This window comes from Pseudomonas sp. GV047, from assembly GCF_003058245.1.
Lineage (GTDB): Bacteria > Pseudomonadota > Gammaproteobacteria > Pseudomonadales > Pseudomonadaceae > Aquipseudomonas > Aquipseudomonas marginalis.
In genome coordinates, this window is the sequence record NZ_QCWA01000007.1 from 341,323 (window position 1) to 367,766 (window position 26,444).

Below are 26,444 nucleotides of genomic sequence, written 5' to 3' on the forward strand. Positions count from 1 at the left end.
GCCTGGGCGAGGTGCCGAGTGGTGGGGCGAAGCGTTTTGCTTACTTTTGCGCTGTTCAAAAGTGAGTCGCTGTAAGAGCGAAACCCTAAGTGGCCGTTACCGCGGCAACGGATATGTACTCATTCCACGCCAACATCCTGGTCGGCTGTCAGGCCGCCATCGGGGGCAAGCCCCCCTCCCACATGTTGAATGTATTTCAGGTTGAAATTGAGTTGGACCGATTGATTGTGTTCCAGCAGTTTCAGGCCCGGCCGTCCCGCCAGGTGATGAGCATTCACCGGATGGCTCACCGGCTCGATGCAAAAGAACCCCAGCCCCGGCGGGCAGTACAGCAGGAAGTAATCGGCGCCGCTGGCCTGGCATTCCAGTGTATAGCCCAGGTCCGGCTGTTCGATCCGGCAATAGCCATCCCACTGGCAGAAGCCATTGTCCACCAGGCCTTCGGGCAGAGGTTTCAATGCCTGGAAATCCCACTCGCCCGGCACCGGCGCCAACCCGGTCGGCAGCTTGGATGCGTCACTCATCCACACCTGTGCGGCCCTGGCCTGCAACCGGGTACCCGGCCGGCGCGGAAAGTAAGGATGCAAGCCCACGCCATGCCATGCGGCTGTTTCGGCCAGGTGCGTCACCCGTAGCTCGATACTCAGCATCCCATCGCTCAAGCGAATCCGCTGCTCGGCGCGATAGGCAAACGGCGTCTCGCACAGTACCTCCAGCACCACTTCATCCGCCGTGTGGCTGACCACCTGCCACGCCTGTTGCCAGGCCGAGCCATGGATCGGCAGCGGATCGGTGAGGCTGTTGGGCGTGAGCGGGAGCCAGCCGTCGGGGTTGTCGAAACCGCCGTGGGCAATGCGGTTGGACCAGGGCACCAATGGATAGCACCCCAGCTTGCCCGGCAAACCGGTATGGATCGCCTGCTCATCGTTATGGCGCAACAACGGCTGGCCGGTGGCGCGCACCGTCCAGTTGACGAGGCTGCCGCCCACGGCCGGATTCACGGTGAGGTGGGTCAGGTTATCTTCGAGTTCAATCATCACAGCACCACGCTCGGCAGCCACAACGACAGCGCCGGAATGTACGTCACCGCCATCAGCACCAGGAACAGCACGGCATAAAACGGCAGTAGCGCCTTCACGGTCTTCTCGATACTCACCTTGCCCACCGCCGCGCCCACGAACAGCACCGCGCCCACCGGCGGCGTAATCAAGCCAATGCCGAGGTTGACCAGCATGATCATGCCGAAGTGCACCGGGTCGACGCCGATACCGAGGATTACCGGCAGCAGGATGGGCGTGAGGATCAGGATCAGCGGCGCCATGTCCATCACTGTGCCGAGCAATAGCAGCATGGCGTTGATGCACATCAGGATCACGTAGCGGTTGTCCGACAGGGTCAGGAACAGCGTGGTGATCTTCGCCGGGATCTGCATCAGGGTCATGATGTAGCCGAAGCTGGCCGCGAAGGCGATCAGGATCATCACGATGGAAATGGTGCGCACCGTGCGGTGCATCAGCTTGGGCAGCTCGCTCCACTTGTAGTCGCGGTAGATGAACATGGTCACGAAGAATGCCCACAACACGGCAATCGCGGCGGACTCGGTGGCGGTGAAGATGCCCGAGAGGATGCCGCCGAGGATGATCACCATGGCCATCAGGCCCCAGAGCGCGTCGGCGCAGATTTTCAGCGCCTGCTTGAGCGGGATCACTTCGCCCTTGGGGTAGTTGCGTTTTTTCGCGAAGATCAGGCACAGCACCATCAGGCACGCGCTCATCAGCAAGCCGGGCACCACGCCGGCCATGAACAGCGAGGCGATGGACACTGTGCCGCCTGCCGCCAGGGAGTAGAGCACCGAGTTATGGCTGGGCGGGGTCAGCAGCGCCTGCACCGAACCGCTGACGGTGACGGCGGTGGCAAATTCCCGTGGGTAGCCACGGCGCTCCATTTCCGGGATCAGCACCGAACCCACCGAGGCGGTGTCGGCCACCGACGAGCCGGAGATGGCGCCAAAGAACGTCGAAGCCATGATGTTCACCAGCGACAGGCCACCGCGCACAAACCCCACCAGCACCCCGGCAAACGCCACCAGCCGGCGCGACATGCCGCCCTCGGCCATGATCGCCCCCGCCAGCACGAAGAACGGTATCGCCATCAGCGAAAACTTGTTCACCCCGCCTGCCACCTGAATCATCAGGGCCTGGAACGGGATGTCGATCCACCATGCGCCAATCAGCGCCGACAAGCCCAGGGCGTAGGCCACCGGCATGCCGATCAGGATCAAGGCGATAAAGCTGCCCAGCAGAATCAATGCGTCCATATCAGGCAGCCCCTTCGCTTTCTTCCACCAGGTCGAAGCGCACCACGCGCCGGTTGCTCTGGTCTCCGAGCAGGAGTTTTTCCACCACGAAGATCAGGGTCAGCAACCCGCCAATCGGGATCGGCATATAGGTGATGCCCACGCGCAGGGTCGGGATGGCGCTCATGAACTGGTTCCAGGTGGACAGGCACAGCTTGGTGCCCCAGATCGCCATGAACAGGCAGATGGTGCCCATCAACAGTTGCGACAGGATGCCGACGATGCGGTGCTGGGCGGGCGGCAGGCGGTCCGTGACCATGGCCACCGACATATGCGCGCCGGCGCGGTAGCTGGCGGCGGCACCGATAAAGGTGAACACCAGCATCAGCAGGATGGCGGTGGGCTCCGGCCAACTGGAGCCGGTGCCGAGGACGTAGCGGGCGAAGATGCCCCAGGGAATGATCAGCGCGACGCCGAGAACCGAAAGGCCGGCGACCCAGATGCAGGTCATGTAGATGCGGTCGTTGATGCGCAGCAGTAGATTCTTCATGGCGTTCACCGTAACCGGGCGCGGCGGTGCAGACCGCGCCGGGCCTTGTGCGAGAGGCAGGAGAGGTTATTGAACGGCGTCGATGCGCGCGATGATGTCGGCGTAAGGCGCGCCGTACTTGGCGCGAACCGCTGCGGTGGCGTCATAGAAGGGCTTTTTGTCGACGGTGATGAACTCGACGCCGGCCTTTTTGAGTTTTTCCTCACTGCTGGCGGACTTGGCGTCCCACAGCGCGCGCTCATCGGCCTGGGCGGCCTTGGCGGCGTTTTTGACCATGACCTGTTGCGCCGGGGTGAGCTTGTTCCAGGTGATTTTCGACATCACGATGGGCTCGGGCAGGATCAGGTGCTCGGTGAGGGTGTAGTACTTGGCGTTCTGGAAGTGATTGTGTTCCAGCAGGGTCGGCGGGTTGTTCTCCGCGCCGTCGATCACCCCCGTCTGCAAGGCGCTGAAGATCTCGCCGGTGTCCATGGCAATCCCGTTGGCGCCCATCGCGTTGAAGGCGTCGATGAACAGCGGGTTGCCTTGCACGCGGATCTTCATGCCCTTGAGGTCTTCGATCCTGCGCACCGGCTTCTTGGTGTAGAGGTTGCGTGTGCCGCCGTCCATCCAGGCCAGGGCCACCAGGCCGAACTCGGAGTCGGTGATCTTGGCGAGGATTTCATCGCCGATCTCGCCATCGATGACCTTGCGCATATGCGCCTGGTCGCGGAACACGAACGGCAGGTTGAACACGTTCACGTCCGGCACCACCGGCCCGACGATGCCGAGGCTGACGCGGGTCATCTGCACGGCGCCGACCTGGGCCTGTTCGACCACTTCCTTCTCGGAGCCCAGCACGCCGCCGGGGAAGTACTTGAAGGTCAGTTCGCCGTTGCTTTCCTTGGTCAGGGCCTTGCCCATGTTTTCTTCGGCGACGACGGTGGGGTAGCCGGCGGGGTGGATGTCGGCGAATTTGATTTCCAGCGCATGGGCGGCGCTGCTGAGGGTAAAGACTGCGGCGGCGAGCAAGGTGCGTTTGAAGTCCATGGGAGGTCACTCCTGTGTTGTTATTGTTGTATTCAAGGCACAGCGATGCAGCTAGAGGATGAAGCGGGGCTCCGGCAATCCGGTGACACCGGGGTTGAGGGCGAACACGCCGCCGGACACTGACTGTTCACTCTGGTCGTCACGGATCGAGGTGACAAACAGAGTATCCAGGCGGCTGCCGCCGAAGGCGCACATGGTGGGTTTTTTCACCGGTACGGTGAGGGAGCGGTCCAGGCGCCCGTCGGGGGTGAAGCGGTGGATCAGGCCGGCGTCGTTGGCGCAGATCCAGTAGCAGCCATCGGCGTCCACCGCAGCGCCATCGGGGCGGCCGAGGAAGTTGTGCATGTCGACGAACACGCGACGGTTGGACGGCGTGCCGGTGTCGATGTCGTAGTCGAAGGCCCAGATCTGCTGCACCAGCGGGTGCGAATCCGAGGCATACATCGTGCGGCCATCGGGGCTGAAGGCCAGGCCGTTGAGGGTGATAAAACCGTCCAGCTGGGCGTGGGGGGCTGAACCCGATGCATAGCGATAGAGGATACCTTCGGCCGCATTCGCGCCCATGTTCAGCACCATGCTGCCGGCCCAGAAACGGCCCTGGCGGTCGCAACGGCCGTCGTTCAGGCGCATGTCCGGGCGTGGATGCTCGACACTGGCCAACGGCGTGGTATCGAGGCTGGCGTCGTTGTGCGGTGTGAGTTGGAAGAAGCCGGTTTCCATCCCGGCGACCCAGTTGCCCGCCGTGGTGCGGGCAATGCAGGCGAGCATCTGCGGGGCTTTCCAGGCGGCAACGTGGCCGCTGGCGGCGCTCCATTTTTGCAGGCCGCCGTTGGGGATATCCACCCAGTACAGGGCGTTTTCCTCGGGCACCCACACCGGGCATTCGCCCACGGCATTGCGGGCGTCGACGATCAATTCAGCAGTCATGGCCACTCATTCCCTTGGGTTGGTGTGAACTCAGTCACCGAACGGCCCGGCGGCGCAGAACGCGCCACCCTGATAGACCTTGGCCGGGTCATCGGCGGCCACCGGTGGCTGGGCTTCGACTTGGGCACGGAAGACTTCGGAGCTGTCTTTCGGGGCGTAGCCCAGGTGTGCGGCGTAGCGGTTGTCCCACCAGGTGTCGAGGTTATCCGACATGCCGTAGACCACGGTGTGGCCGACGTTCGGCGTATACAGCGCGCGTTCCAGCAGTTGGGTCAGGTCGTCGAAGCTCAGCCAGGTGTGCATCATCCGGCGGTTCTGCGGTTCCGGGAACGAGGAGCCGATACGGATGCTCACGGTCTCGATGCCGTAGCGGTCGAAGTAGAAACTCGCCATGTCTTCGCCGTAGGACTTGGACAGGCCGTAGTAGCTGTCGGGGCGGCGTGGGGAGTGGGCGTCGATGGTTTCGGTCTGCTTGTAAAAGCCGATCACATGGTTGGAACTGGCGAAGATCACACGTTTTACCCCATGGCGGCGCGCGGCTTCGTAGATATGGAAGGTGCCGCTGATATTGGCGCCGAGGATTTCTTCAAACGGACGCTCCACCGATACACCGCCGAAGTGCAGGATGGCGTCGACGCCTTCCACCAGGTGGTGCACCGCTTGTTTGTCGGCGAGGTCGCAGGGCTGGACTTCTTCCGAGGCATCCACCGGCGGGGCCATGCTGGCGATGTCCGACAGGCGCAGCACCTGGGTGTAGGGACGCAGGCGTTCGCGCAGGACTTTGCCGAGGCCGCCGGCGGCACCGGTGAGCAGCAGGCGGTTGAAGGGAGCGGGGGTGGTCGTGGTCATGGGAATTCCAAATTTTTGTTGTAGGTTGTCGTATGACTATGCCGAAGTATTGTTAGGGATCCCCCAGGTTGTCAACGTTCTTGCGGACAGAGTGCGGAGCAAAATGTGGGAGAGGGCTTGCCCTCGATGAGGGCATGCCAGTGAATGCATCTGTTACTGACCCACCGCCATCGGTAGCAAGCCCCCTCCCACAGGGGATTTTCTGGGGCTGGGAGACTAGGTTCTACAGCAGGGAGATTGGATAGCTGATAAAGATCCGGTTTTCGTCGAACTCGTTGGTGCTGAAATCCCGACGCATGGTGGAATTCCGCCACTTAACGTTGAGGTTCTTCAACGCACCGCTCTGCACGGTGTAGGCCAGTTCCGATTCGCGCCCCCATTCCTTGCCATCGGTGATCGCCCCGGTATGTACGTTACTGCCGCTGATATAGCGGTTCATCAGGGTCAGTCCCGGCACGCCGAGTACCACGAAGTTGAAGTCATGCCGCACCTGCCAGGATTTTTCCTTGGCGTTGTCGTAGCTGGCGTTGTAGCTGTCGTTGGCCAGGGTGCCGCCACTGGTGCCGTTGACGCGCATCCACACGCTGTCGCCGGTGAGTTTTTGCAGGCCCACATAGAAGGTGTTGCCGCCGTATTTGGCCGAGAGCAGGGCGAACACGGTCTTGTTGTCGAGGTCGCCGGCCAGGGCGCTGCCGTCTTCCTTGCCGTTGAAGAAACCGAGGTTGGCCCCCAGGGTCCAGTCGCCCACGGGCTGGCTGTGGGTCAGGTTGAAGTACTGCTGCTGGTAGATATCGGCCAGCTCGGCATACCACACGCCGACCTGGGTGCGCTTGTCGTTGAAGGTGTATTCGCCGCCGCCGAAGTTGAAGCGATCGGAGGTGAACGCGGCTTTGCCGTTCATGAACATGTCTTCCATGCTCGCGTCGTTGCGCGGGCTGTTGCCGCGAAACTGGCCGCCGTAGAGGGTCAGGCCGGCGATTTCGCTGGACGTCACCTGGCCGCCGCGAAAGGTCTGGGGCAGCGAGCGGCCATCGTCGGAGCGCAGGATCGGCAGCACCGGCATCCACTCGCCGACCTTCAATTCGGTCTTCGACAGCCTGGTTTTCAGCGCCACGCCCAGGCGCCCGAAGTTGTCGGCGGGGCGGCCGTCATCGTGGATCGGCAGCAACTGGGTACCGCCGGTGCCTTTGCCGCCATCGAGCTTCTGGGAATACAGCCCCAGCACATCGATGCCGAACCCCACGGTGCCCTGGGTGAAGCCGGACTTGGCGTCGAGAATAAAACTCTGCGTCCACTCTTCAGCCTTGCCCTGAGGGTTGCTCGGGTTGGTGAAGTTGCGGTTGAAGTAGGCGTTGCGCAGGTTGAGCGTGGCCTTGGCGTCGTCGACGAAACCGTCGGCGTGGGCGAGGAGGGGCAGGGTAAACAGGCCGATAACACTGAGACGCGCGGACGAATTGCGGGCGAATGGACTCACAGTGACGCTCCCTTTCATTTGTTTTTTTTATTATTTGTTATACGTCGTCGTACAACATTAGGGCGGATATTTGCGGGGTTTTCGTGGGGTGTCAAGCAGAAGTTATACGATGACTAGGTGAGGGTTGATCCAGAGCGCACAGGGTCAATGTGGGAGGGGCGGTGCGACGATTCGACTTGCCCCTTCCACATTCAGCCCGCCAGGGCCATCGGCGGCAAAGTGCCAAGGAGTGAAACGGCCGCGACTGCACAAACACCGAGCAGCCATTCCAGCATCACGCTGGCCTTCAAGCTGCCCAACCGCTGTTCGCCGCTATCCAGGCGCAACCGGTTCAACAATGCCAGCGCCAACATGCCCAGCACCAGCATCACCTTGATCAACAGAATCAGGGCAAAACCACTGAACAACGGGGTGGGCCACAGCTGCCCGGTAAGTACGCGCACATTGATCAGGCCGGTCACCAGCAGGCCGCTGACCAGGCCATAACCCACGCCGCTGAAACGACGCAGGACAGGCGCCAGCTCAACACGGTGTGGCTGCCTGAGGATCAATACCAGCAGCAGTAACCCACCCAGCCATGCGCCGACGCATATCAGGTGCACCACCTGGTTGAGGATCAACAACTGCCCGCTCAGCCCGTCGAGCATGGCGCCATGGCCGACCGGGGCGAGGGTCATCAGCAGCAGTGTGAGCAATGGCAGGCGCGGGGTTTTCCACGGGGTTATCAGGGCGATGACCACCAAGCCATTGACGATCAGGTGCCAGGTCCACACCTGGCCAAAAAAGGTCTTGCCCAGCACCAACTGCACGGTCGACAGTTCCAGTGCCGCCGGCCATGAACCGGCCATGCTGGCGGTAATCAACCCCAGCCAGATCAGCCCCGACGCGAGGGCCGTCCATGCCAGCCCACGGGTGATGCGCAGCAATTGCCGGTCCAGCACCGGCTGCGGTTCAGCGCCGAGAAGCCAGGGCCTGAATACACAGGCCCCGAACATCAACAGCACGACGATGAAATGCACGAACCGGCACAGCACCAGCAGCGTTGCCATGGGTTATTGGCCGACCTTGAAGCTGTATTCACCGTTGCTTTTGTGGGTGTCGACCGACACCGCATTCCACACCACCTTGTAGGTGCCCGCCGCAAGTGGGGCGGCCGGTGTCACCACCAGGGTTTTCTTGTCGGCGTCCGGGGTTTCCAGGCCTTTGATGGCGATTTCGATGCCGTCCTTGCTCAGGGACACCTTGGTGAAGGTGGCTTCGACGCCTTCGCTGAAGGTCAGGCGCAGGTCTTGGGGCGCGGTGACGCTGCTGTCCGCCGCAGGCGTGGCGCTTTTGAGATGAGCATGGGCAAATGCTGCGGAGGCACCCAGCAGGGAGGCGAGCAGGGCGACAGTGGTCAGGGTTTTCTTGATCAACATTGTGCAATACCCATCAATGGTTAGGAGCGGGCAGTGTACGAAGTTTCGACTGCGCCTGTCGCCCCGATCTAGAGCGGTGGTAGTCTTTGGGGCATGTCTTTGTCAGGGAGCCCTTATGGGCAATCACAAGAGCGGAATTCGCCGGGTCAACGTCGAGAAAATCCTGCTGGCGGCGGAGAAAATCTTCGCCGAAAAGGGCTACGGCAGCACCGCCATGGCCGATATCGCCGAAGAAGTGCAACTGCCGCGCTCCAACCTGCATTACTACTTCACCACCAAGAGCGAGCTGTACAGCGCGGTGCTGTTCGACCTGCTGGAAGTGTGGAAGCAGGACGCCCTCAGCTTCGAGACCTTCGATGATCCCCGGGTGGTGCTCAGCAGTTACATCCGCGCCAAGATGCAACGCTCGCGCACGCGGCCTTATGGTTCCAAGGTCTGGGCCAACGAGATCATCCACGGTGCGCCCACACTCGGTGAGGCCCTGGATGAGAGCCTGTACGACTGGGCCAAGATGAAGGAAGCGAAAATTCGCCAGTGGGTGGAAGACAAACGCATCCTGCCGGTGGAGCCGTCGAGCCTGCTGTACATGATCTGGGCGTCGACCCAGCACTATGCCGATTTTGATCACCAGGTGAAGATTTTGAATGATCACCAGCCGTTGTCGGATATGCAGTTCGAGAAGGCGATCCAGACGGTGACCAGTGTGATTTTGCGTGGGATTGGGTTGGAGCCTTGAGTGTTGTGGTGGGGCTGAGGGCCTCATCGGGGTGTAGCCCCCTCCCACACTTGACTGTGTTCACAAATCAAAAGGTGGGAGGGGCGGTGCGACGATTCGACTTGCCCCCCCCCCGATAGCGGTCTACAGGACTACACAGCCTCCCGGTACGGATTCCTCGGATCCTGCGTCCAATTCAAAAACGGCTTGCCCGTGTCGATCGGTACCATCTCGATGCAATCCGCCACCGGGCAGGTGATCTGGCACAGGTTGCAGCCCACGCATTCATCATCGATCACTTCGTATTTATGCGTGCCGTCCGCCTGTTTCAGACTGGCGATGGCCTGGTGCGAGGTGTCCTCACAGGCAATATGGCAACGCCCACAGCCAATGCACGCCGCCTGGTCGATCCTGGCGATAACCTGGTAGTTGATGTCCAGGTACTTCCAGTCCGTGGTGTTGCCCACCGCACGCCCGGAAAATTCTTGCAGGCTGGTGTAGCCCTGGCTGTCCATCCACCGCGACAGCCCATCCTTCATCTCTTCCACGATGCGAAAACCATGCAGCATCGCCGCCGTGCACACCTGCACCGCGCCGCAACCGAGGGCGACGAATTCCGCGGCGTCGCGCCAGTTGCCGATGCCGCCGATCCCGCAGATCGGTAGGCCCTGGGTCTGTGGGTCACGGGCGATTTCGGCAACCATGTTCAGGGCAATCGGCTTGACCGCCGAGCCGCAGTAACCGCCGTGGGTACTCTGGGTGCCGACCATCGGCAGGGCGACCATGCGTTCCAGGTCCACGCTGGTGATGGAGTTGATGGTGTTGATCAGCGACACCGCGTCCGCACCGCCGCGATACGCCGCCCGCGCCGCCACGCGGATGTCGGTGATATTCGGCGTGAGCTTGACGATCACCGGCAGCGAGCAATAGGTCTTGCACCAGCGCGTCACCTGTTCCACGTATTCCGGCACCTGGCCCACCGCCGCGCCCATGCCGCGTTCGGGCATGCCGTGGGGGCAGCCGAAGTTCAGCTCGATACCGTCGCAGCCGGTGGCTTCCACCAGGGGCAGGATGTTTTTCCAGGACTCCTCTACGCAGGGCACCATCAGCGACACGATCAGCGCGCGGTCGGGCCAGTCCTTTTTGACCTGGGTGATTTCCCGCAGGTTGATCTCCAGGGAGCGGTCGGTGATCAGTTCGATATTGTTGATGCCCAGCACTTCACGGTTGGCGCCGTAATGCGCCGAGTAGCGCGATGACACATTGACCGCCGCCGGGTCTTCACCCAGGGTCTTCCACACCACGCCGCCCCAGCCCGCTTCAAATGCGCGGACCACGTTGTAGGCTTTGTCGGTGGGCGGCGCGGAGGCCAGCCAGAACGGGTTGGGGGCCTTGATACCGGCAAACACAATCGAGAGATCGGCCATTACGCAGCCTCCACATTCAGCATGAGTTGGGCGTGCATGGCTTCGGCGGCCAGCTTGCCGTGTTGCACCGCCTGCACGGTGAGGTCCTGGCCGAGGCTGACGCAGTCACCACCGGCGTAGACCCCAGGGACGCTGGTGCGCAGCTGTTCGTCGACGAAGATACGCTCGCCGACGCGGTGCAGCTGTTGCGCCAGGGGATCGTGCAAGGCGTCGTTGTCGAAGCCCTGGCCGATGGCCTTGAAGATGGCATCGGCGGCCAGTTCGAAGGTTTCTCCGGTGGATTGCAGGCGGCCGTTTTCCAGGCGGGTGCGGGCGAAGCGCATGCCGCGTACGTGGCCCTGGTCGTCGAGCAGGACTGCTTCGGGTTGGGCCCAGGTCAGCAGGCGCACCTGATTGGCCTTGGCGATGTCCTGCTCATGGTGGGTGGCGCCCATGTCGGCCAGGCCACGGCGGTAGACGAGGTTCACATCACGGGCACCGAGCCGGGCCATTTGCACAGCCATGTCGATGGCGGTATTGCCGGCGCCGAGCACGATGCAGCGGTCGGCCAGGGGCAGTTGGCTCAGGTCATCGGCCTGGCGCAGTTCGCGGATATAGTCGGTGGCGGCGAGCAGGCCGGGTGCGTCCTCATGGGGTAAGCCGAGTTGCTTGCTGGCCGCCAGGCCCAGGCCGAGGAACACCGAATCGAATTGCTGGTGCAGTTCGCTCAGGGTGAGGTTGTCGCCCAGGCGCTGGCCATGGCGGATTTCGATGCCGCCGATCTGCAGGAGGAAATCCAGTTCCTTCTGGGCGAAGTCGTCGACCAGCTTGTACTTGGCGATCCCGTATTCATTCAGGCCACCGGCCTTTTCCCGCGCTTCGAAGATCACCACGTCGTGCCCGTGCAGTGCGGCACGATGGGCGCAGGCCAGCCCTGCGGGACCTGCGCCGACCACGGCGATGCGTTTGCCGGTGGGGGCGGCACGCTGGAACGGGTGTTCGCTGAAGTGGGCGTTATCGATGGCGTAGCGTTGCAACAGACCGATCAGCACCGGCGCGCATTCTTCGGCGTTGTTACGCACGCAGGCTTGCTGGCAGAGGATCTCCGTCGGGCAGACCCGCGCGCAGCTGCCGCCAAGGATGTTGGCCGAGAGGATTTTCTGCGCTGCGCCCTGGACGTTGTCGGTGTGGATATTGCGGATGAACGACGGGATGTCGATTTCGCTGGGGCATGCGTTCACGCAAGGGGCGTCGTAGCAATACAGGCAGCGCGAGGCTTCCAGTTGGGCCTGGCGCGCGTTGAGCGGCGGCGCCAGGTCGGTGAAATGGCTGGCGAGGGTGGCGCCGTCTTCATGGGGATGGGGGAGGTGGGTCAGGGTCTGGATCACGGTGTGGGCCTCACGGTTTTTCTGGATTGCCTCTAAGTGGGCATTTTTGTTGCCTGTTCGGGCCTCATCGGGGGCAAGCCCCCTCCCACATTCGACCGAGTTGTATCTGAATGAATGCGGTCAAGTGTGGGAGGGGGCTTGCCCCCGATAGCGGTCTCAGCGCTTCACAGCAACCGGCCTGGAATGCTCCGCCCGCTTGCTCAACTGCTCGAACACCGACGGATATGCCGGCCGTTCCACATAGCGCCCGGCGCCACGCTCGGCGCGCAGGTCGCCATCGGCCCAGACCAGCTTGCCCTGGCTGATGGTGTGGCTCGGCACGCCGCGCACGGTCTTGCCTTCGAAGATGTTGAAGTCCACCTTCTGATGGTGAGTCTTGGCGGAAATGGTCCGCGTGCCTTCGGGATCCCACAGCACCAGGTCGGCATCCGCACCCACGCGGATCGCGCCTTTGCGCGGGTAGAGGTTGAAGATCTTCGCGGTGTTGGTGGAGGTCAGCGCGACGAATTCCTGCATCGACAGGCGTCCGCTGTTGACCCCTTCGTGCCACAGCAGCGCCATGCGGTCTTCGATACCGGCGGTGCCGTTGGGGATCTTGCTGAAGTCGTCACGCCCGACGGCTTTTTGCTCGGCGCAGAAGCAGCAGTGGTCGGTGGCGGTGGTGTGCAGGTTGCCGGATTGCAGGCCATGCCACAGCGCTTCCTGATGCCCGCGCGGGCGGAACGGCGGGCTCATCACATAGCCGGCGGCGGTTTGCCAGTCGGGGTGCTGGTAGACGCTGTCGTCCAGCAGCAGGTGGCCGGCGAGCACTTCGCCGTAGACCGCCTGGCCCTTGCCCCGGGCGTAGGTGATTTCATCCAGCGCTTCCCGGGTGGACACGTGCACCAGGTACAGCGGCGTGCCGATGGTCTCGGCGATACGGATAGCGCGGCTGGCCGCTTCGCCTTCCACCTGGGACGGGCGCGACAGCGGGTGCGCTTCCGGCCCGGTGATGCCCTGGGCCATCAGCTTGCGTTGCAGGTGGTACACCAGCTCGCCGTTTTCCGCATGCACGGTGGGTACGGCGCCGAGTTCCAGGCAGCGTTCGAAGCTGGCCACCAGGGTGTCGTCGGCCGCCATGATCGCGTTCTTGTAGGCCATGAAATGCTTGAAGCTGTTGATGCCGTGGTGGCTGACCAGCTCGGCCATTTCCTCGCGCACCTGCTCGCTCCACCAGGTGATCGCCACGTGGAAGCCGTAGTCGGCCGCGGATTTTTCCGCCCAGCCCCGCCACTGATGGAACGCTTCCATCAACGATTGCTGCGGGTTGGGAATCACGAAGTCGATAATCGACGTGGTGCCTCCGGCCAGACCCGCCGCCGTGCCGCTGAAAAAATCTTCACTGGCCACCGTGCCCATGAAGGGCAGTTGCATATGGGTATGGGGGTCGATGCCGCCGGGCATCAAATATTGGCCGCTGCCGTCGAGTTGTTCAGTGCCGGCGGGGATATCCAGGTCCGTGCCAATGGCGCGAATCAGACCGCCTGCGCATAAAACATCGGCGCGGTAACTTTCATCATGGGTAATAACGGTGGCGCCACGGATCAACAGCGACATGTCGAGTTCCTCACAGGCTTGACCGGCTTGTGCCAGTTCTAAGTGTTGTATGGCTACGCGCCGATGGTCGGTTAATTCCTGTCATCGGTGACAGGAATAGAAACTAGCCCGAGTTTTTCGATTGGGCAAGAAGATTTTTTATAAGCTTATATTGAATTTAAATTGTTGATTTATAAGGTAAAAAATACAAAATCACCAAAATGCAGCGGCCTCTCACCATTTTGACGCACTTGACAGGTTCCCAATATGAGCAACATTTCTTATTGCAAATCAGACGCTTGAGAGATGCCTCTTGACGGGGTCGGTAAATAAAAATAATTGTGGTGCACCAGATTGAGTCCTGACAGTTCGGATAACTTGCGCGTTATTTAGCCTGAGTCACGCGGCAAGTACCTTAGGCACAATCGGAAAGCTGATTAACATCAGCCAGTTATATAAGCGGTGCGGGTTCAAGGGCAGTTGTCGGCACGGTTATTGAGTGCAGTGGTGGCTGGCCGGGCCCGTGATGTCATGTTGTTTACGAGGTACTCCGGCCACCCTGCGTTCAGCGCGGGGTGAGCAACAATAATTCGAAAAAACCGTGGAGCGGCCATGCAACAGAACAGATCGCAAGTCATTGAGCGCAACGGCCTGTACGAACTCGACGCCGGCCCCGACGTCCTCGACAGCCCTCGCTACAACCACGACATGGCACCGACCAAGGTGCACGAACGCACCTGGAACAAGTGGCACATCACCGCGCTGTGGGTCGGCATGTCGATCTGCGTGCCCACCTACACCCTGGGCGGTGTGCTCACCGCGTATTTCGGGCTGTCGGTGGGTGAGGCGCTGATGGCGATCTTGCTGGCCAATATCGTGGTGCTGATCCCGCTGACCCTCAACGCTTTCCCCGGCACCAAGTACGGCATTCCGTTTCCGGTGTTGCTGCGTTCGTCCTTCGGCATCCTCGGTTCCAACGTGCCGTGTTTGATTCGGGCATTGGTGGCCTGCGGCTGGTTCGGGATCCAGACCATGTTCGGCGGGCTGGCGATCCATCTGTTCCTGGGCTCGATTTTCGAGGGATGGAAGTCCCTCGGCGGCACCGGTGAAGTGATCGGCTTCATGATTTTCTGGTGCCTGAATCTGTGGGTGGTGCTGCGCGGTGCCGAGTCGATCAAGCGTCTGGAAACCCTCTCGGCGCCGTTGCTGGTGGCGGTGGGCATCGGCCTGCTGGTATGGGCGATGCCCAACGTGTCGATCAGCGAGTTGATGGCAATCCCGCCCAAGCGGCCCGAAGGCGCGAGCCTGACCGGTTACTTCATGGCCGGCCTTACCGCGATGGTGGGGTTCTGGGCCACCTTGTCGCTGAATATTCCCGACTTCAGCCGCTACGCCAAAAGCCAGAAGGACCAGATCCTCGGGCAGATTTTCGGCCTGCCGCTGACCATGTTCCTGTTCGCCGCCCTCGGCGTGATCATGACCGCCGCCTCGGTGAAACTGGTGGGCGTCAGCGTGTCCGACCCGGTGACCCTGATCGGCCATATCCAGAGCCCGGTATGGGTGGCCGTGGCCATGGCGCTGATTATCGTCGCCACGTTGTCCACCAACACCGCTGCAAACATCGTCTCGCCCACCAACGACTTCCAGAACATCGCGCCCAAGCTGATCAACCGCACCACGGCGGTGATCCTCACCGGGTTGGTGGGCTTGGCGTTGATGGGCCACGAACTGCTGAAAAAACTCGGCCTGATCGTCTCGGATGTGAGCCTGGAAACCGTGTATTCCAACTGGTTGCTGGGCTATTCGAGCCTGTTGGGGCCGATTGCCGGGATCATGGTGGTGGACTACTTCATCACCCGCAAACAACAACTGGACCTGGCCGGCCTCTACCGCGACGACGTGTACCCGGCGTGGAACTGGAGCGGTTTTATCGCCTTCGGTGTGCCGGTGGTGCTGACCTTGCTGTCCCTGGGCAGTGATGCGTTCAGCTGGTTCTACAGCTACGGCTGGTTTACCGGTTCGGCGTTGGGCGGGTTGTTGTATTACGGCCTGAATGCCAGGCGTGGAGCCAGCCCGGTGGTTGTCAATTCATAAGAAATACACGCCTGAGGAGATCCCCATGAACGCTGCCCTTGACGTTCTGCAATCGACCCACCAGCACATCAACCGCGACCGCTTGTGGCAGTCGCTGATGGACCTGGCCAAACTCGGCGCCACCCCCAAGGGCGGCGTGTGCCGCCTGGCCCTCACCGACCTCGACCGCAAGGCCCGCGACCTGTTTGTGCAGTGGTGCGAAGACGCCGGTTGCACCGTGACCGTCGACGGCATCGGCAATATCTTCGCGCGCCGCCCTGGGCGTAATCCCGACCTGCCGCCGGTGATGACCGGCAGCCATATCGATACCCAGCCCACAGGTGGCAAGTTCGATGGCTGCTTTGGCGTGCTGGCGGGAGTGGAGGTGCTGCGTACGCTCAATGACCTCAAGATCGAAACCGAGGCGCCCTTGGAAGTGGTGGTGTGGACCAACGAGGAAGGCTCGCGCTTCCCGCCGTGCATGATGGGCTCGGGTGTGTTTGCCAGGAAATTCACCCTGGCGGATACCCTGGCCAAGGTCGATGCGGACGGGGTCAGCGTGGGTGATGCGCTGAATGCGATCGGCTACGCGGGAACCCGTCCTGAGAGTGGGCACAAGGTCGGTGCGTATTTCGAGGCGCATATCGAACAAGGGCCGATTCTGGAGGATGAGAAAAAGACCATCGGCGTGGTGCTCGGCGCCCTCGGGCAGAAGTGGTTCGACCTGAAACTGCGCGGTGTCGAGGCCCATGCGGGGCCGACGCCGATGCACCTGCGCAAGGACGCCCTGGTAGGCGCGGCGGCGGTGGTGGCGGCGGTCAATGCGGCGGCCTTGGGGCACCAGCCCCATGCGTGCGGGACCGTCGGTTGCCTGCAGGCGTATCCCGGTTCACGCAACGTCATTCCTGGCGAAGTGCGCATGACCCTGGACTTCCGGCACTTGGAACCGGCACGGTTGGATTCGATGATTGCCCAGGTGCGCAAGGTAATCGACGAGACCTGTGCCAGGCATGGGCTGAGTTTTGAAATGGAACCCACGGCTGACTTCCCGCCGCTGTACTTCGACAAAGGCTGTGTGGACGCCGTGCGCGATGCGGCCAATGGGCTGGGCTTGTCGAACATGGACATCGTCAGCGGGGCAGGGCACGACGCGATTTTCGTCGCCGAGTTGGGGCCGGCGGGGATGATCTTTGTGCCGTGTGAAGGGGGCATCAGCCACAACGAAATCGAGAACGCCGCCCCGGATGACCTGGCGGCGGGGTGTGCGGTGTTGTTGCGGGCCATGGTGGCTGCATCGGCAGCCATCGCCAGCGGCAAACTCGCCGCCTGAAATGCGGGTAAAAAATGTGGGAGGGGGCTTGCTCCCGATAGCGGTGTATCAGTTACAGATAAGCTGACTGACCTACCGCAATCGGGAGCAAGCCCCTCCCACATTTGAACTGTGCTTGACGTTAAACCCAGATGGCATCCCACAGTGGGTAGTCGCCAATCCGCTCGACCAGACCCGCTCTCAATGGATTAGCCACCACATACCGGGCCATTTTCACCAAGTCATCTTCCTTGCGCAGAGCCCGGTCATGAAAGCTCTCTTGCCAGAGCCGGCCCTTGCGACCACTCACGCCATTGACGGTCCTGGTGCTTTTTGACTTCACCTGGCACATCAAGTCCGCCAGCGAGCCTTTTTTCAGCTCAAGCAACCAATGGAAATGGTCCGGCATGATGACCCATGCCAGGGAGTTGGCCAGCCCTTGGTACTGGGCTAACCGAAATTGCCAGACCACCAGGCGACCGAGATGGAAATTGCTGAATATCGGTATGCGTTCGTGGGTGTTGGTGGTGACGAGGTAGATGCGGTCGGGTTCGCTGAATCGACCGATGCGCAGGCGGTGTGAAGCGGGTAAATCTGCCATTCCCTGGCCCTCTCTAGATGTGCTTAGAGAGGCTAGATTGGCGAGCAGGAGGTTGATGGGCAGGCTTTTGGCAGGATGTGTCTGGAAGGACGCTATCGGGGGCAAGCCCCCTCCCACATGGGGTCCGCAGTGCTTATACATTATGTGTCTGACGCAGGATCAGTGTGGGAGGGGGCTTGCCCCCGATGAGGCCAGAACTGACGCTGCCGCAACCTCATTGCACTTGGAAGTATCTTGCTTTGAGGCTGTGGTGTAAGGCATGTCTTACTCCTTCGTACGAATCCTCTTTTGCTCTTCTCCTCGCTCATCATCTTGGCTATCCGGTGTTAGGTTCTGCCGCGCAAAAACCTAATGCAGAGGAAGCATGCAATGGCGAACCCTATACCCCCGCCTGGTGTATCGGTTGACGAAAATATGGCCACCGCTTTTCATAAAAAGAATGTACTGAAAGCCGGTTCAGCGTTTATGTACTCTTGGTTTTATACTCAGGTCCGCAATCGCGGCCCGTGGGACTACAAGCAAATTTCCAAAGAATATGAAGCGTTTGGAAACTTTCACTATGGCGCCGTGGGGATTGCCGCGGGTTTCAGCGAAGAAGTGCTTTTACGTGCAGCGGGACTTGCTCAAACCAGGGCGGGTACGGATAAACCCGAGTTTGGTCGTTGGTGGGGGGATGCGCCTTTCGGTGACGATCCAGTCGACCAATATTGGATCAAGAAAGGAATCAGGTATGCCAGGTTCAGGAACTACTAGAAAGTCGCTTTATTCAACGGTCACAACGATCTTGCTGGCGCTTTGCTTGGTGTATATCGCTGGTGATTGGCTGCTTTCGCCGGGCCGTCCGCAATTGACGGAGGTTGTACTCCGCGTGCCGATCAGTGATGACGCTTCGATCTATGGCGTCAAGGATGATCGCGGAGGGGCCACTGTGCCGTTCAGTTACCGATATTACGTTTACCGCACCTTGGGAACCGATAGTGAAATATTGGCTTTATTGAAAGATGCCAATCCGTTTCTAGTTACGCGTGACGGGGCGGTAAAAGTTGATGTCGAGAGCCGTTCGATTACGGTTTCGGTGTCGGGGGATGTATCCGACTATCACAGCAGTACCCTGTATCGGCATGCCAATGGTAGTGATTACACAGTGGTGAGTGTTTTTCTTAATAGTCGGCCAGAGGGCTGAAATATGCGGTGGATCAGTCAGTGATGATTGACTGAATCACCGCAATCGCGGGGCAAGCCCCCTCCCACATTGGTTCAGCGGCGCTTATACATTATGTGTCTGACGCAGGACCCGTGTGGGAGGGGGCTTGCCCCCGATGGCGGTGGCTCAGCTACGGATAAACTGGCTGTTCCACCGCTATCACTGTGCCTGGGGTGATGTCAGGCGCCAGGTTGCCAGCCGCCGCCGAGTGCGGTCATGAGTCCTACACTGGCCTGCAACTGCCGCGTCTGCACCGCCTGCAATGTCCGCTGCGCCTGCAACGCCGCCGTCTGCGCGGTCACCACATCCAGGTAACTGACCGCCCCCGCCTGATAGCTGTTCATCGCCAATGATTGCGTATGCTGCGCCGCATCCGCTGCCGCCTGTTCATCCTGCGCCTCCTGCTGCAAATCCCGTAGTTGCGCCAGGTTATCTTCCACCTCGCGCACGGCCTTCAGCACCTGGCTACGGTACTGCGCCGACGCCTCTTCAAACTCGGCCTTGGCCTGGCGTTCATTGGCGCTCAAGCGGCCACCGTCGAAGATCGGCAGGTTCACCAACGGTCCCAGCGCCCAATACCGATTGCCCGCCGACAGCAGATTGCCGACGCCCTGTGTCTGTCCGCCAATCAACCCGGTCAAGCTGAAGTCCGGGTACCACGCCGCCTTGGCCACGCCGACATTTGCGTTGGCCGCAAACACCCGGCGCTCTGCCGCTGCAATATCCGGGCGACGTTGCAACAGGTGGCTTGGTAACTGCGACGGAATTCCCGGCAGGGCGATCAGTTGCTGGCCGGGCGGCAAGGTAAAGTCGCTGGCTGCCACACCCACCAACTCGCCGATGGCGTGCTCGGTGAGGTTGCGTTGCCCACGCACTTCATCCAATTGCGCCCTGGCCTGCGCCAGTTGATTTTGCGCACGGGTCAGGTCCAGCTCCGAGGCTATCTGGCCCTCGTAGCGGCTGCGGGTCAATTGCAATGCCTGGCTGAAATCATCCAGCGAGCGAGTGAGAATCCGGCTCTGTGCATCCAGCCCATTGAGCTGCACGTACAAGGTCGCCAACTGACGCTGCAAACTCAGGCGCGCCACCGCCAGGTCATCCCCGGACGCTTGCGCCTGGGCATCGCCGGCCGCGACCTGGTTGCGGATTTTGCCCCACAGGTCCAGGTCATAGCTCAAGGAAAACCCCGCGATGTTGCTGTTGTACACCGACGGTTGCGTATCCCCCCGCAACGGTCGCGAATCCGATTGCCGCTGGCGCAGCGGTTGCGCGCTGGCGGTGATCTGCGGGAACAGGCCTGCGTGCAGTTGGCTGGCATACGCTTGGGAAGCATCAAAGTGCGCCAGCGCCGCCGCCAGGTCCGGGTTGGCCTTGAGCAGCTGCTGTTGCAGGTCATTCAGGCGCGAATCGTTGTAGAGTTTCCACCATTCGGGCGCCAGTTGGTCGGAGGGCTGGGCGCTGTGCCAGGGCCCATCGCTGGTCTGTTCGCGGTAGTGGGCCGGCAGGTCGATCGCCGGCACCTTGTAGGTCGGCGCCATCGAGCAACCCTGCAAGACCAGCAGCGTCAATGCGGCGAGCGGTTTAAGCCTTATGCGCATGCGCACCTCCGGAGGCATCGGCGAGTTGCACGGGATCACCTTCGCGCAGCGCATCGGGCGGGTTGTCGACGATGCGGTCGGCGGGTTTCAAGCCCTGGTCGATCACCAGGCGTTCGCCCAGGTCGAGGCCGATATGGATGGGCTGCAGGTGCACATGGTTCTGCCCGTCCAACACCGCCACCTGAGTGCCCTGGGCGCGGAAGATCAGGGCGCTGGCCGGGATGCTCACGCCATGGGTATCGGCCGGAATCGGCAGGGTGGCCTCGGCATAATCACCGGGCAGCAGCTCGCCGTCGGGGTTGTCGGCGACGAACTGGGCGAGCAGGGTGCCGGAGCGGCGGTCGATGGCGGTGGAGTCACCGATCAGGCGCGCCTTGAAATGCTTGCCGGGGTGCTCGGGCACGGTCAGCTCGGCTTCAAGGCCCGGATGGATGACTGCTGCGTAGTTCTGCGGCACCGGTACGTAGAGGCGCAATTGATGGGTGTCGGCAATGTTGAACAGTTCCGGATCGCTGTCGGTGTCGGCCTTGATCAGCTGGCCGATATCGGTGTTGCGCGCGGTGATGGTGCCGGCGAACGGGGCGCGAAGGGTCTTGTAGTTTTCCAGCGCCGACAGCCGGGCGTAGTCGGCAGCGGCGGCCTCGGCGTTGGCCTTGGCGGCAGCGGCATTGGAGGTTTTTTCATCGGCCTCCTGGCGCGAGACCGAATGGCTGGCCAGCAGGTTTTGCCAGCGCGTGGCGGTGGTTTCGGCCAGGCGTGCGTTGGCCTGTTCCTGCACCAGGCGTGCATGGGTCTGCGCCAGCTGTTGATCCAGGTCGGGGCTGTCGATTTCCGCGAGGACTTGCCCGGCCTTGACCCGGCTGCCGATATCGACTTTCCAATCCTTCAGGTAACCGCTGACCCGGGCGTGGATCGGCGCCTTGCTCCAGGCTTCCAGGTGCGCCGGCAGGCGCAAGGTATCGCCGGCCACAATCTGCCGGGGCTGGAACACCATCACGTGCGGGATGGCGGCGGTCTCGGTCCAGGCCGTGACCGATTGTTCGTGCAGCGTGCGGGCATGCAGGCCGTTGGCGACCAACAGGGCGGCCAGGGTCAGGCCGCCGACACCCATGAGCATCAGACGCTTGCGCGAGGGTTTGTGATCAGACGACATGTGGGGTTTCTCCTGCAACTGCGCGAGTAGGGTGACGACCGTGGACCAGGCTGAAGACCACGGGAACAAACAACAATGTGGCGAGGGTCGCGAAGATCAAACCGCCGATGACGGCGCGCCCGAGCGGGGCGTTCTGCTCCTCGGAAATTGCCAGGGGCAACATGCCGATGATCATCGCCAGGGCGGTCATGCACACCGGGCGGAAGCGCGTGTAACCGGCCTCCATGGCGGCTTTCAACGCATCACCATGTTCGGCCAGGCGCTCACGGCAGAAGCTCACCACCAGGATCGAGTTGGCCGTGGCCACGCCCATGCACAGGATGGCGCCGGTGAGCGCCGGCACCGACAAGGAGGTGCCGCTGAGGAACAGCATCCACACGATGCCTGCGAGCGCCGCCGGCAACGCGGTGATGATGACGAACGGGTCGGCCCACGACTGGAAGTTGATCACGATCAGCAGGTAGATCAGCACCACCGCACCCAGCAGGCCAAGGCTCAAGCCGCTGAAGGCTTCATGCAGCGCATCGATCTGCCCGTGCAGGCTGATCGTCGCGCCTTTGGGGCGCAGATGCGCGGTGTCATCCAGCACCTTTTGCACGTCGCGGGCTACGCCGCCGAGATCGCGGCCCTGCACGTTGGCGTACAGGTCCAGGGTCGGTTCGATGTTGTAGTGGGTCACCACCGCCGGGCTTTGCACGCGGGAGATGGTGGCCACGCCGCCGAGGATCTGTGACTGCCCATCGGCGCCGGTGACGGGCAGCGCTTCCAGTGACGGCAGGCTGTCGAGTCGGTATTGCGGGGTGGCGGCGACAATGGAATAGGACACGCCGTTGGCCGGGTTGAGCCAGAAGGTCGGCGCGGTCTGCGAACTGCCGGCCAGCGACGCCACCATGCTGTTGGTCACGTCCCGCTCGGTGATGCCCAGACCGTTGGCGCGCATGCGGTCGACATTCACCTGCAGCGACGGGTAGCCGGTGGACTGCTGGATGCGCAGGTCGGCGATGCTGGGCACATGTTGCAGGCGACGTTCCAACTCGACGGCATAGGCGCGGTTTTCTGCATCGCTGCGCCCGGAGATTTTCACGTCCAGCGGCGCCGGCGCGCCGAAGTTGAGGATCTGGCTGCTGATGTCCGCCGGCAGGAACGCAAAGTGGCTGCCAGGGAAACTTTGCGGCAGCGCTTCACGCAGTTTCTTCACGTAGTCGGCGGTGGGCGCATGGCCCTTTTTCAGGCTGACCTGGATGTCGCCATCCTGCGGGCCGATGGTGCCGCTGCTGCTGTAGGCCATGTCGATGCCGCTGAGCGGAATGCCAATGTTATCGACGATGGTGTCCAGCTCTTCGGCGGGGATCACTTCACGGATCCGCGCTTCGATGCGGTCGAAGGCGGCGGCGCTTTCTTCGATGCGCGTGCCCAGGGGCAGGCGCACATGCAGGGCCAGCGCGCCGGCATCCGTCGCCGGGAAAAAGTCCTGGCCCAGGCTGGGCAACAGCAGGAATGAGGCGAGCACACAGGCCAGGAAGCCGACGATAAAACCCTTGCGATTGCCCAGGGCCAAGGTCAGCAGGCCGTGGTAGGTGTCGCGGATATTCGAGAAGTGACGCTCGAAACCCTGCTGGAAATTCAGCACGGCTTGCAGCGCGGCATTGCGCGGTTTCGGGTGCTGCTCGCCCTCATGGTGGTTGATGAATGCATCTTCGGGATGGTGCCCCACGCCTGGCTCCGGCGTGTGCGGCTTGAGCAGGAACATCGCCAGCGTCGGCACCAGGGTGCGCGAAAGAATGAATGAGCTGGCCATGGCAAAGATCACCGCCAGCGCCATCGGCCGGAACAGATAACCGGCGATGCCTTGCAGCAGGAACATCGGCACGAACACGATGCAGATGCACAGCAGCGAGACGAACGCCGGGCCGACAATTTGCGCGGCACCGTCGAGGATCGCGGTCTTCACCGCCTTGCCTTGTTCCAGGTGCCAGTTGATGTTTTCGATGGTCACCGTGGCGTCGTCCACCAGGATCCCTACGGCCAACGCCAGCCCGCCGAGGGTCATGACGTTGAGGGTCTGCCCGCTGACCGCCAGCAGCGCAATGGCCGACAGTACCGCCAGGGGAATCGACGCCGCGATAATGATCGTGGAGCGCCAGCTGCCGAGGAACAGCAGGATCATCGCACTGGTCAGCAGCGCGGCGATGATGCCTTCCTGGGCCACGCTGCCCACCGATTGCTTGACGAATACCGAGGCGTCGCCCAGCAACGAGGTCTTCAGTGACGGCGGCAGGGTTTCGTTGATGCGCGGCAGCATCTGGCGGATACCGTCGATGATCGACAAGGTGGAAATGCTGCCGTTTTTCAACGCCGGCATCAGCACCGCGCGATGGCCGTCGACGCGCACGATGTTGGTCTGCGGCGGCGAACCGTCGCGCACGTGGGCGACCTGGCCGATGGTGATCAGCGCGCCGTCGACGGTCTTGATCGGCAGGTCGTTGAGCTCATCGATGGCCTTGGGGCTGTTGTTGAGCAGGATCGTGTATTCATTGGGGCCGAGTTTGGCGGTGCCCACCGGGATGATCTGGTTCTGCAGCGCCAGGGCATTGCCCACATCCTGGGCCGACAAGCCCTTGGCCGCCAACGCCTGGGGGTCGAGGTCGAGGGTGATCTGCCGCTGCTTGCCACCCATCGGCGTGGGCATGGCCAGGCCGGGCAGGGCGCTGAGGGGCAGGCGGATATTGTTCTGCACCAGGTCGCGAATTTTGGCTTCCGACAGCGTGGGGCTGGAGAACGCCATTTGCAGGATTGGCACCGTGGAGGCGCTGTAGTTGAGGATCAGCGGTGGCGTGATGCCCGGTGGCATCTGCTTGAGCACCGTTTGTGATACGGCGGTCACTTGGGCGTTGGCGGTGCGGATGTCGACGCCGGGCTGGAAGAAAATCTTCACGATGCCCATGCCGGGCAGGGATTGCGATTCGATATGTTCGATGTCGTTGACGGTGGTGCTCAGGGAGCGTTCATAGGTGTAGATCACCCGGCCGGCCATGGCGTCCGGCGACAGGCCGTTGTACTGCCAGACCACGGCGACCACAGGGATGCCGATATCGGGAAACACGTCGGTGGGGGTTCGCAGGGCCGCCATCGGCCCGATGATGCAGATGAATATGGCCAACACGATAAACGTGTACGGCTTTTGCAGTGCGGTCTTTACCAGCCCGAGCATGCGTGAACCTCCGAGGGAGCAGGATTGCAAACCCCGGCAGTCTTGCCCGACCCACCTAACACGCGCCTTTCAGCCAGGTGAAGGAACATTTAGGTAAGGGCTGAAGATCGTTTCATATGGATTCATTTGTTCTACAAGGCGTGGCTGCCCAAGCTTGCATCCCATCGGACGACTTGTCTTTTTACTGATGTTCTTTGGAGCCCTGCCATGTCACTCAAACCTTTATTGTTGATCCCCGCCCTGGGGGCTGTTTTGTTGTTGTCGGCCTGTGCCGGCCCGATTCCCAAGGCGGACCCCAGCGAAGCCTGGATCGGCTTGAAAGAAGAAGCGCCGAACGACCTGATGGCCGAGCGTGTGGACGGCAAGCGTGTCGACGACGGGCGCTTTTTCGAGGTGACCCCCGGGGATCACCGCCTGGACGTGACGTTGTTCGAGGAAGAGGCAGGCGACGACAACCAGCAGGACTGCCAGGGTCGGGTCGAGTACAAGGATTTCAAGGCGGGTGAGCATTACACCCTGGTGGAGTCGAGCCTGGGCACCACCGTGCGCGCATCCCTGATGGACGGGCACGGTAAAGAAGTCGCGGCGACTCAGGATTTCAATTGCATGCCTGGCTAGGCGTGGTGCACCGCCGCTCTATGGGGCTTGGCGGGTGCCTCAGGTTTGACGTGGGGGTGATGGTGCCGGCGGGTAATGCGCAACACCCCCCACAACATGGCGCCGGCTACCGCCAGCCAACCGCAGATCAACAGGAAAATCGTTGTTGCAAGGCTCATTTTGGCCTCCTTTCGCCCCGCAGGGGGCACACACAGTCTTCTCAATGGACAGTCTAGCTACCCGGCGGTTGCCTGCTATTGACCAATGGTCGTGTTCGTCCAACTCGTTTGCTCTAACCGCGACGCTTTACTGAGCCTGTGGGCTATACCCGCGTGGCAGAGCGTCCTATGATCAGGGCCCTCACCGGCAGTTGATCAAGAGAGTAAAAAATTGCGGTTACGGTCGAACCTTAAAACATCCTTGTTGCTGGCCTGTGCCCTGGGGCTCGCGGCCTGTTCCGGGCAGCCGTCGAAACTTCCGGGCCTGCCGGAACGTGTCGAACTCAATGGTGTGCCGACCTTTCGCAGCGAGGCTTATCAGAGCGGTCCTACGGCATTAGCCAGCATGCTGTCGCAACAAGGCATTGTGATGACACCGGGCTTGTTGGATAAACCGTTGCATTTGCCGGGCGGTGAAGCGGACCTGGAGCGCAACATGCAGGTGCTGGCCCGTGAGTACGGGCTGATGGTGTACCCGCTGGATGCCAAGCTGACCGCGGTACTGGCGCAGGTGGCGGCGGGTTACCCGGTGATGGCGCGGATTGGCGGCGGCCTGTTGTCTGACGCGCGCTACGTGGTGGTGGTGGGTTTCAACCAGCAGAAAAGCACGGTGCTGTTGCGTTCAGGCATGGACCGACGCCTGCTGATGAGCTTCAGCGACTTTGAGTCGAAGTGGAGCAGTGCCGGGCACTGGGCAATCGTCACCCAGCGCCCGAGCCAATTACCGGCCAATGTGGATGCGCAGCGCTGGCGGGATTCGGCGAACGCAACGGCCCAGGCCGGGCAGGAGCGGGCGGCCGCGCAGGCGCTCAAGGTGTTGGCGGAACACAAATAAAATGGGAGGGGCGAGCCC

General features: G+C 61.8%; 24 protein-coding genes. 7 read left to right on the forward strand and 17 right to left on the reverse strand.

The window, feature by feature from the left end:
* Nucleotides 1-119 precede the first annotated feature (119 nt).
* The 9 genes from C8K58_RS20400 to copC all read right to left on the reverse strand — a co-directional run bounded on the left by C8K58_RS20400 (nt 120) and on the right by copC (nt 8,543).
* Complete coding sequence (locus tag C8K58_RS20400; protein ID WP_098479126.1) at nt 120-1,037, reverse strand: aldose 1-epimerase; 918 nt, start codon at nt 1,035-1,037, stop codon at nt 120-122.
* Nucleotides 1,037-2,317, reverse strand: coding sequence for a TRAP transporter large permease (locus C8K58_RS20405; RefSeq protein WP_065940170.1), 1,281 nt, complete (start codon nt 2,315-2,317; stop codon nt 1,037-1,039). The genes C8K58_RS20400 and C8K58_RS20405 overlap by 1 nt, the downstream gene beginning before the upstream one ends.
* A 1-nt stretch (nt 2,318) precedes the next feature.
* Nucleotides 2,319-2,846, reverse strand: coding sequence for a TRAP transporter small permease (locus C8K58_RS20410; protein WP_108574208.1), 528 nt, complete (start codon nt 2,844-2,846; stop codon nt 2,319-2,321).
* A 66-nt stretch (nt 2,847-2,912) separates the two neighbouring features.
* Entirely contained in the window at nt 2,913-3,875 is a 963-nt protein-coding gene (locus C8K58_RS20415) for a TRAP transporter substrate-binding protein (RefSeq protein WP_027606221.1), read from the reverse strand.
* A gap of 51 nt (nt 3,876-3,926) precedes the next feature.
* The gene (locus C8K58_RS20420; protein ID WP_092354629.1) at nt 3,927-4,802 is read right to left on the reverse strand and encodes an SMP-30/gluconolactonase/LRE family protein; all 876 of its coding nucleotides are present in this window, start codon (nt 4,800-4,802) and stop codon (nt 3,927-3,929) included.
* A gap of 30 nt (nt 4,803-4,832) precedes the next feature.
* Nucleotides 4,833-5,651 (reverse strand): NAD(P)-dependent oxidoreductase, encoded by an 819-nt coding sequence (locus C8K58_RS20425; RefSeq protein WP_027606223.1) that lies wholly within the window; start codon nt 5,649-5,651, stop codon nt 4,833-4,835.
* Between the two features lie 223 nt (nt 5,652-5,874).
* Complete coding sequence (locus tag C8K58_RS20430; protein ID WP_027606224.1) at nt 5,875-7,125, reverse strand: OprD family porin; 1,251 nt, start codon at nt 7,123-7,125, stop codon at nt 5,875-5,877.
* 191 nt (nt 7,126-7,316) lie between these two features.
* Nucleotides 7,317-8,174, reverse strand: a complete 858-nt coding sequence (gene copD / locus C8K58_RS20435) for a copper homeostasis membrane protein CopD (protein WP_108574209.1) — start codon at nt 8,172-8,174, stop codon at nt 7,317-7,319.
* Nucleotides 8,175-8,177: 3 nt separating this feature from the next.
* Entirely contained in the window at nt 8,178-8,543 is a 366-nt protein-coding gene (gene copC, locus C8K58_RS20440; protein ID WP_098479131.1) for a copper homeostasis periplasmic binding protein CopC, read from the reverse strand.
* Between the two features lie 115 nt (nt 8,544-8,658).
* Between copC and C8K58_RS20445 the strand changes: the two genes are divergently transcribed.
* Entirely contained in the window at nt 8,659-9,279 is a 621-nt protein-coding gene (locus C8K58_RS20445; RefSeq protein WP_027606227.1) for a TetR/AcrR family transcriptional regulator, read from the forward strand.
* 131 nt (nt 9,280-9,410) lie between these two features.
* Here C8K58_RS20445 and preA read toward each other — a convergent pair whose 3' ends face one another.
* From preA to hydA, 3 genes are all read right to left on the reverse strand, one after another.
* On the reverse strand, nt 9,411-10,685 hold the full coding sequence (gene preA, locus C8K58_RS20450; protein WP_065927011.1) for an NAD-dependent dihydropyrimidine dehydrogenase subunit PreA: 1,275 nt from the start codon (nt 10,683-10,685) through the stop codon (nt 9,411-9,413).
* Complete coding sequence (locus C8K58_RS20455) at nt 10,685-12,052, reverse strand: NAD(P)-dependent oxidoreductase (RefSeq protein WP_108574210.1); 1,368 nt, start codon at nt 12,050-12,052, stop codon at nt 10,685-10,687. The genes preA and C8K58_RS20455 overlap by 1 nt, the downstream gene beginning before the upstream one ends.
* 156 nt (nt 12,053-12,208) lie before the next feature.
* Entirely contained in the window at nt 12,209-13,648 is a 1,440-nt protein-coding gene (hydA, locus tag C8K58_RS20460; RefSeq protein WP_027606230.1) for a dihydropyrimidinase, read from the reverse strand.
* A gap of 591 nt (nt 13,649-14,239) precedes the next feature.
* On the opposite strand from hydA, the gene C8K58_RS20465 reads away from it, so the two are divergent.
* Together C8K58_RS20465 and C8K58_RS20470 are read left to right on the forward strand one after the other, a co-directional pair.
* Nucleotides 14,240-15,721 (forward strand): NCS1 family nucleobase:cation symporter-1, encoded by a 1,482-nt coding sequence (locus tag C8K58_RS20465; protein WP_065940162.1) that lies wholly within the window; start codon nt 14,240-14,242, stop codon nt 15,719-15,721.
* Between the two features lie 25 nt (nt 15,722-15,746).
* Entirely contained in the window at nt 15,747-17,030 is a 1,284-nt protein-coding gene (locus tag C8K58_RS20470) for a Zn-dependent hydrolase (protein WP_092354617.1), read from the forward strand.
* A 121-nt stretch (nt 17,031-17,151) separates the two neighbouring features.
* On the opposite strand, the gene C8K58_RS20475 is transcribed toward C8K58_RS20470, so the two are convergent.
* The gene (locus C8K58_RS20475; protein ID WP_098479135.1) at nt 17,152-17,610 is read right to left on the reverse strand and encodes a transposase; all 459 of its coding nucleotides are present in this window, start codon (nt 17,608-17,610) and stop codon (nt 17,152-17,154) included.
* A gap of 369 nt (nt 17,611-17,979) precedes the next feature.
* On the opposite strand from C8K58_RS20475, the gene C8K58_RS20480 reads away from it, so the two are divergent.
* The gene (locus C8K58_RS20480) at nt 17,980-18,363 is read left to right on the forward strand and encodes a polymorphic toxin type 44 domain-containing protein (protein WP_027606234.1); all 384 of its coding nucleotides are present in this window, start codon (nt 17,980-17,982) and stop codon (nt 18,361-18,363) included.
* Nucleotides 18,341-18,793 carry a hypothetical protein gene (locus C8K58_RS20485; protein WP_081744437.1) on the forward strand — a complete coding sequence of 151 codons (453 nt, stop codon included), beginning with the start codon at nt 18,341-18,343 and terminating at the stop codon, nt 18,791-18,793. The genes C8K58_RS20480 and C8K58_RS20485 overlap by 23 nt, the downstream gene beginning before the upstream one ends.
* A gap of 200 nt (nt 18,794-18,993) precedes the next feature.
* Here C8K58_RS20485 and C8K58_RS20490 read toward each other — a convergent pair whose 3' ends face one another.
* Genes C8K58_RS20490 through C8K58_RS20500 form a run of 3 tightly spaced genes read right to left on the reverse strand, consistent with a single transcriptional unit; the run spans nt 18,994 to nt 24,776 of the window.
* Entirely contained in the window at nt 18,994-20,412 is a 1,419-nt protein-coding gene (locus C8K58_RS20490; RefSeq protein ID WP_108574211.1) for an efflux transporter outer membrane subunit, read from the reverse strand.
* The gene (locus C8K58_RS20495; protein ID WP_108574212.1) at nt 20,396-21,565 is read right to left on the reverse strand and encodes an efflux RND transporter periplasmic adaptor subunit; all 1,170 of its coding nucleotides are present in this window, start codon (nt 21,563-21,565) and stop codon (nt 20,396-20,398) included. The genes C8K58_RS20490 and C8K58_RS20495 overlap by 17 nt, the downstream gene beginning before the upstream one ends.
* A complete protein-coding gene (locus C8K58_RS20500; RefSeq protein ID WP_108574213.1) occupies nt 21,555-24,776 on the reverse strand; it encodes an efflux RND transporter permease subunit in 3,222 nt (1,073 codons plus the stop codon). Before C8K58_RS20500 ends, C8K58_RS20495 begins: the two co-directional genes overlap by 11 nt.
* 207 nt (nt 24,777-24,983) lie before the next feature.
* Here C8K58_RS20500 and C8K58_RS20505 point away from each other — a divergent pair, with 207 nt between their 5' ends.
* Entirely contained in the window at nt 24,984-25,394 is a 411-nt protein-coding gene (locus C8K58_RS20505) for a hypothetical protein (protein WP_065927021.1), read from the forward strand.
* Here the strand turns inward: C8K58_RS20505 and C8K58_RS32530 are convergent.
* The gene (locus C8K58_RS32530) at nt 25,391-25,552 is read right to left on the reverse strand and encodes a hypothetical protein (RefSeq protein ID WP_166655314.1); all 162 of its coding nucleotides are present in this window, start codon (nt 25,550-25,552) and stop codon (nt 25,391-25,393) included. The genes C8K58_RS20505 and C8K58_RS32530 overlap by 4 nt on opposite strands.
* Nucleotides 25,553-25,763: 211 nt before the next feature.
* Between C8K58_RS32530 and C8K58_RS20510 the strand changes: the two genes are divergently transcribed.
* A complete protein-coding gene (locus tag C8K58_RS20510) occupies nt 25,764-26,426 on the forward strand; it encodes a peptidase C39 family protein (RefSeq protein WP_065940154.1) in 663 nt (220 codons plus the stop codon).
* Nucleotides 26,427-26,444: the final 18 nt, after the last annotated feature.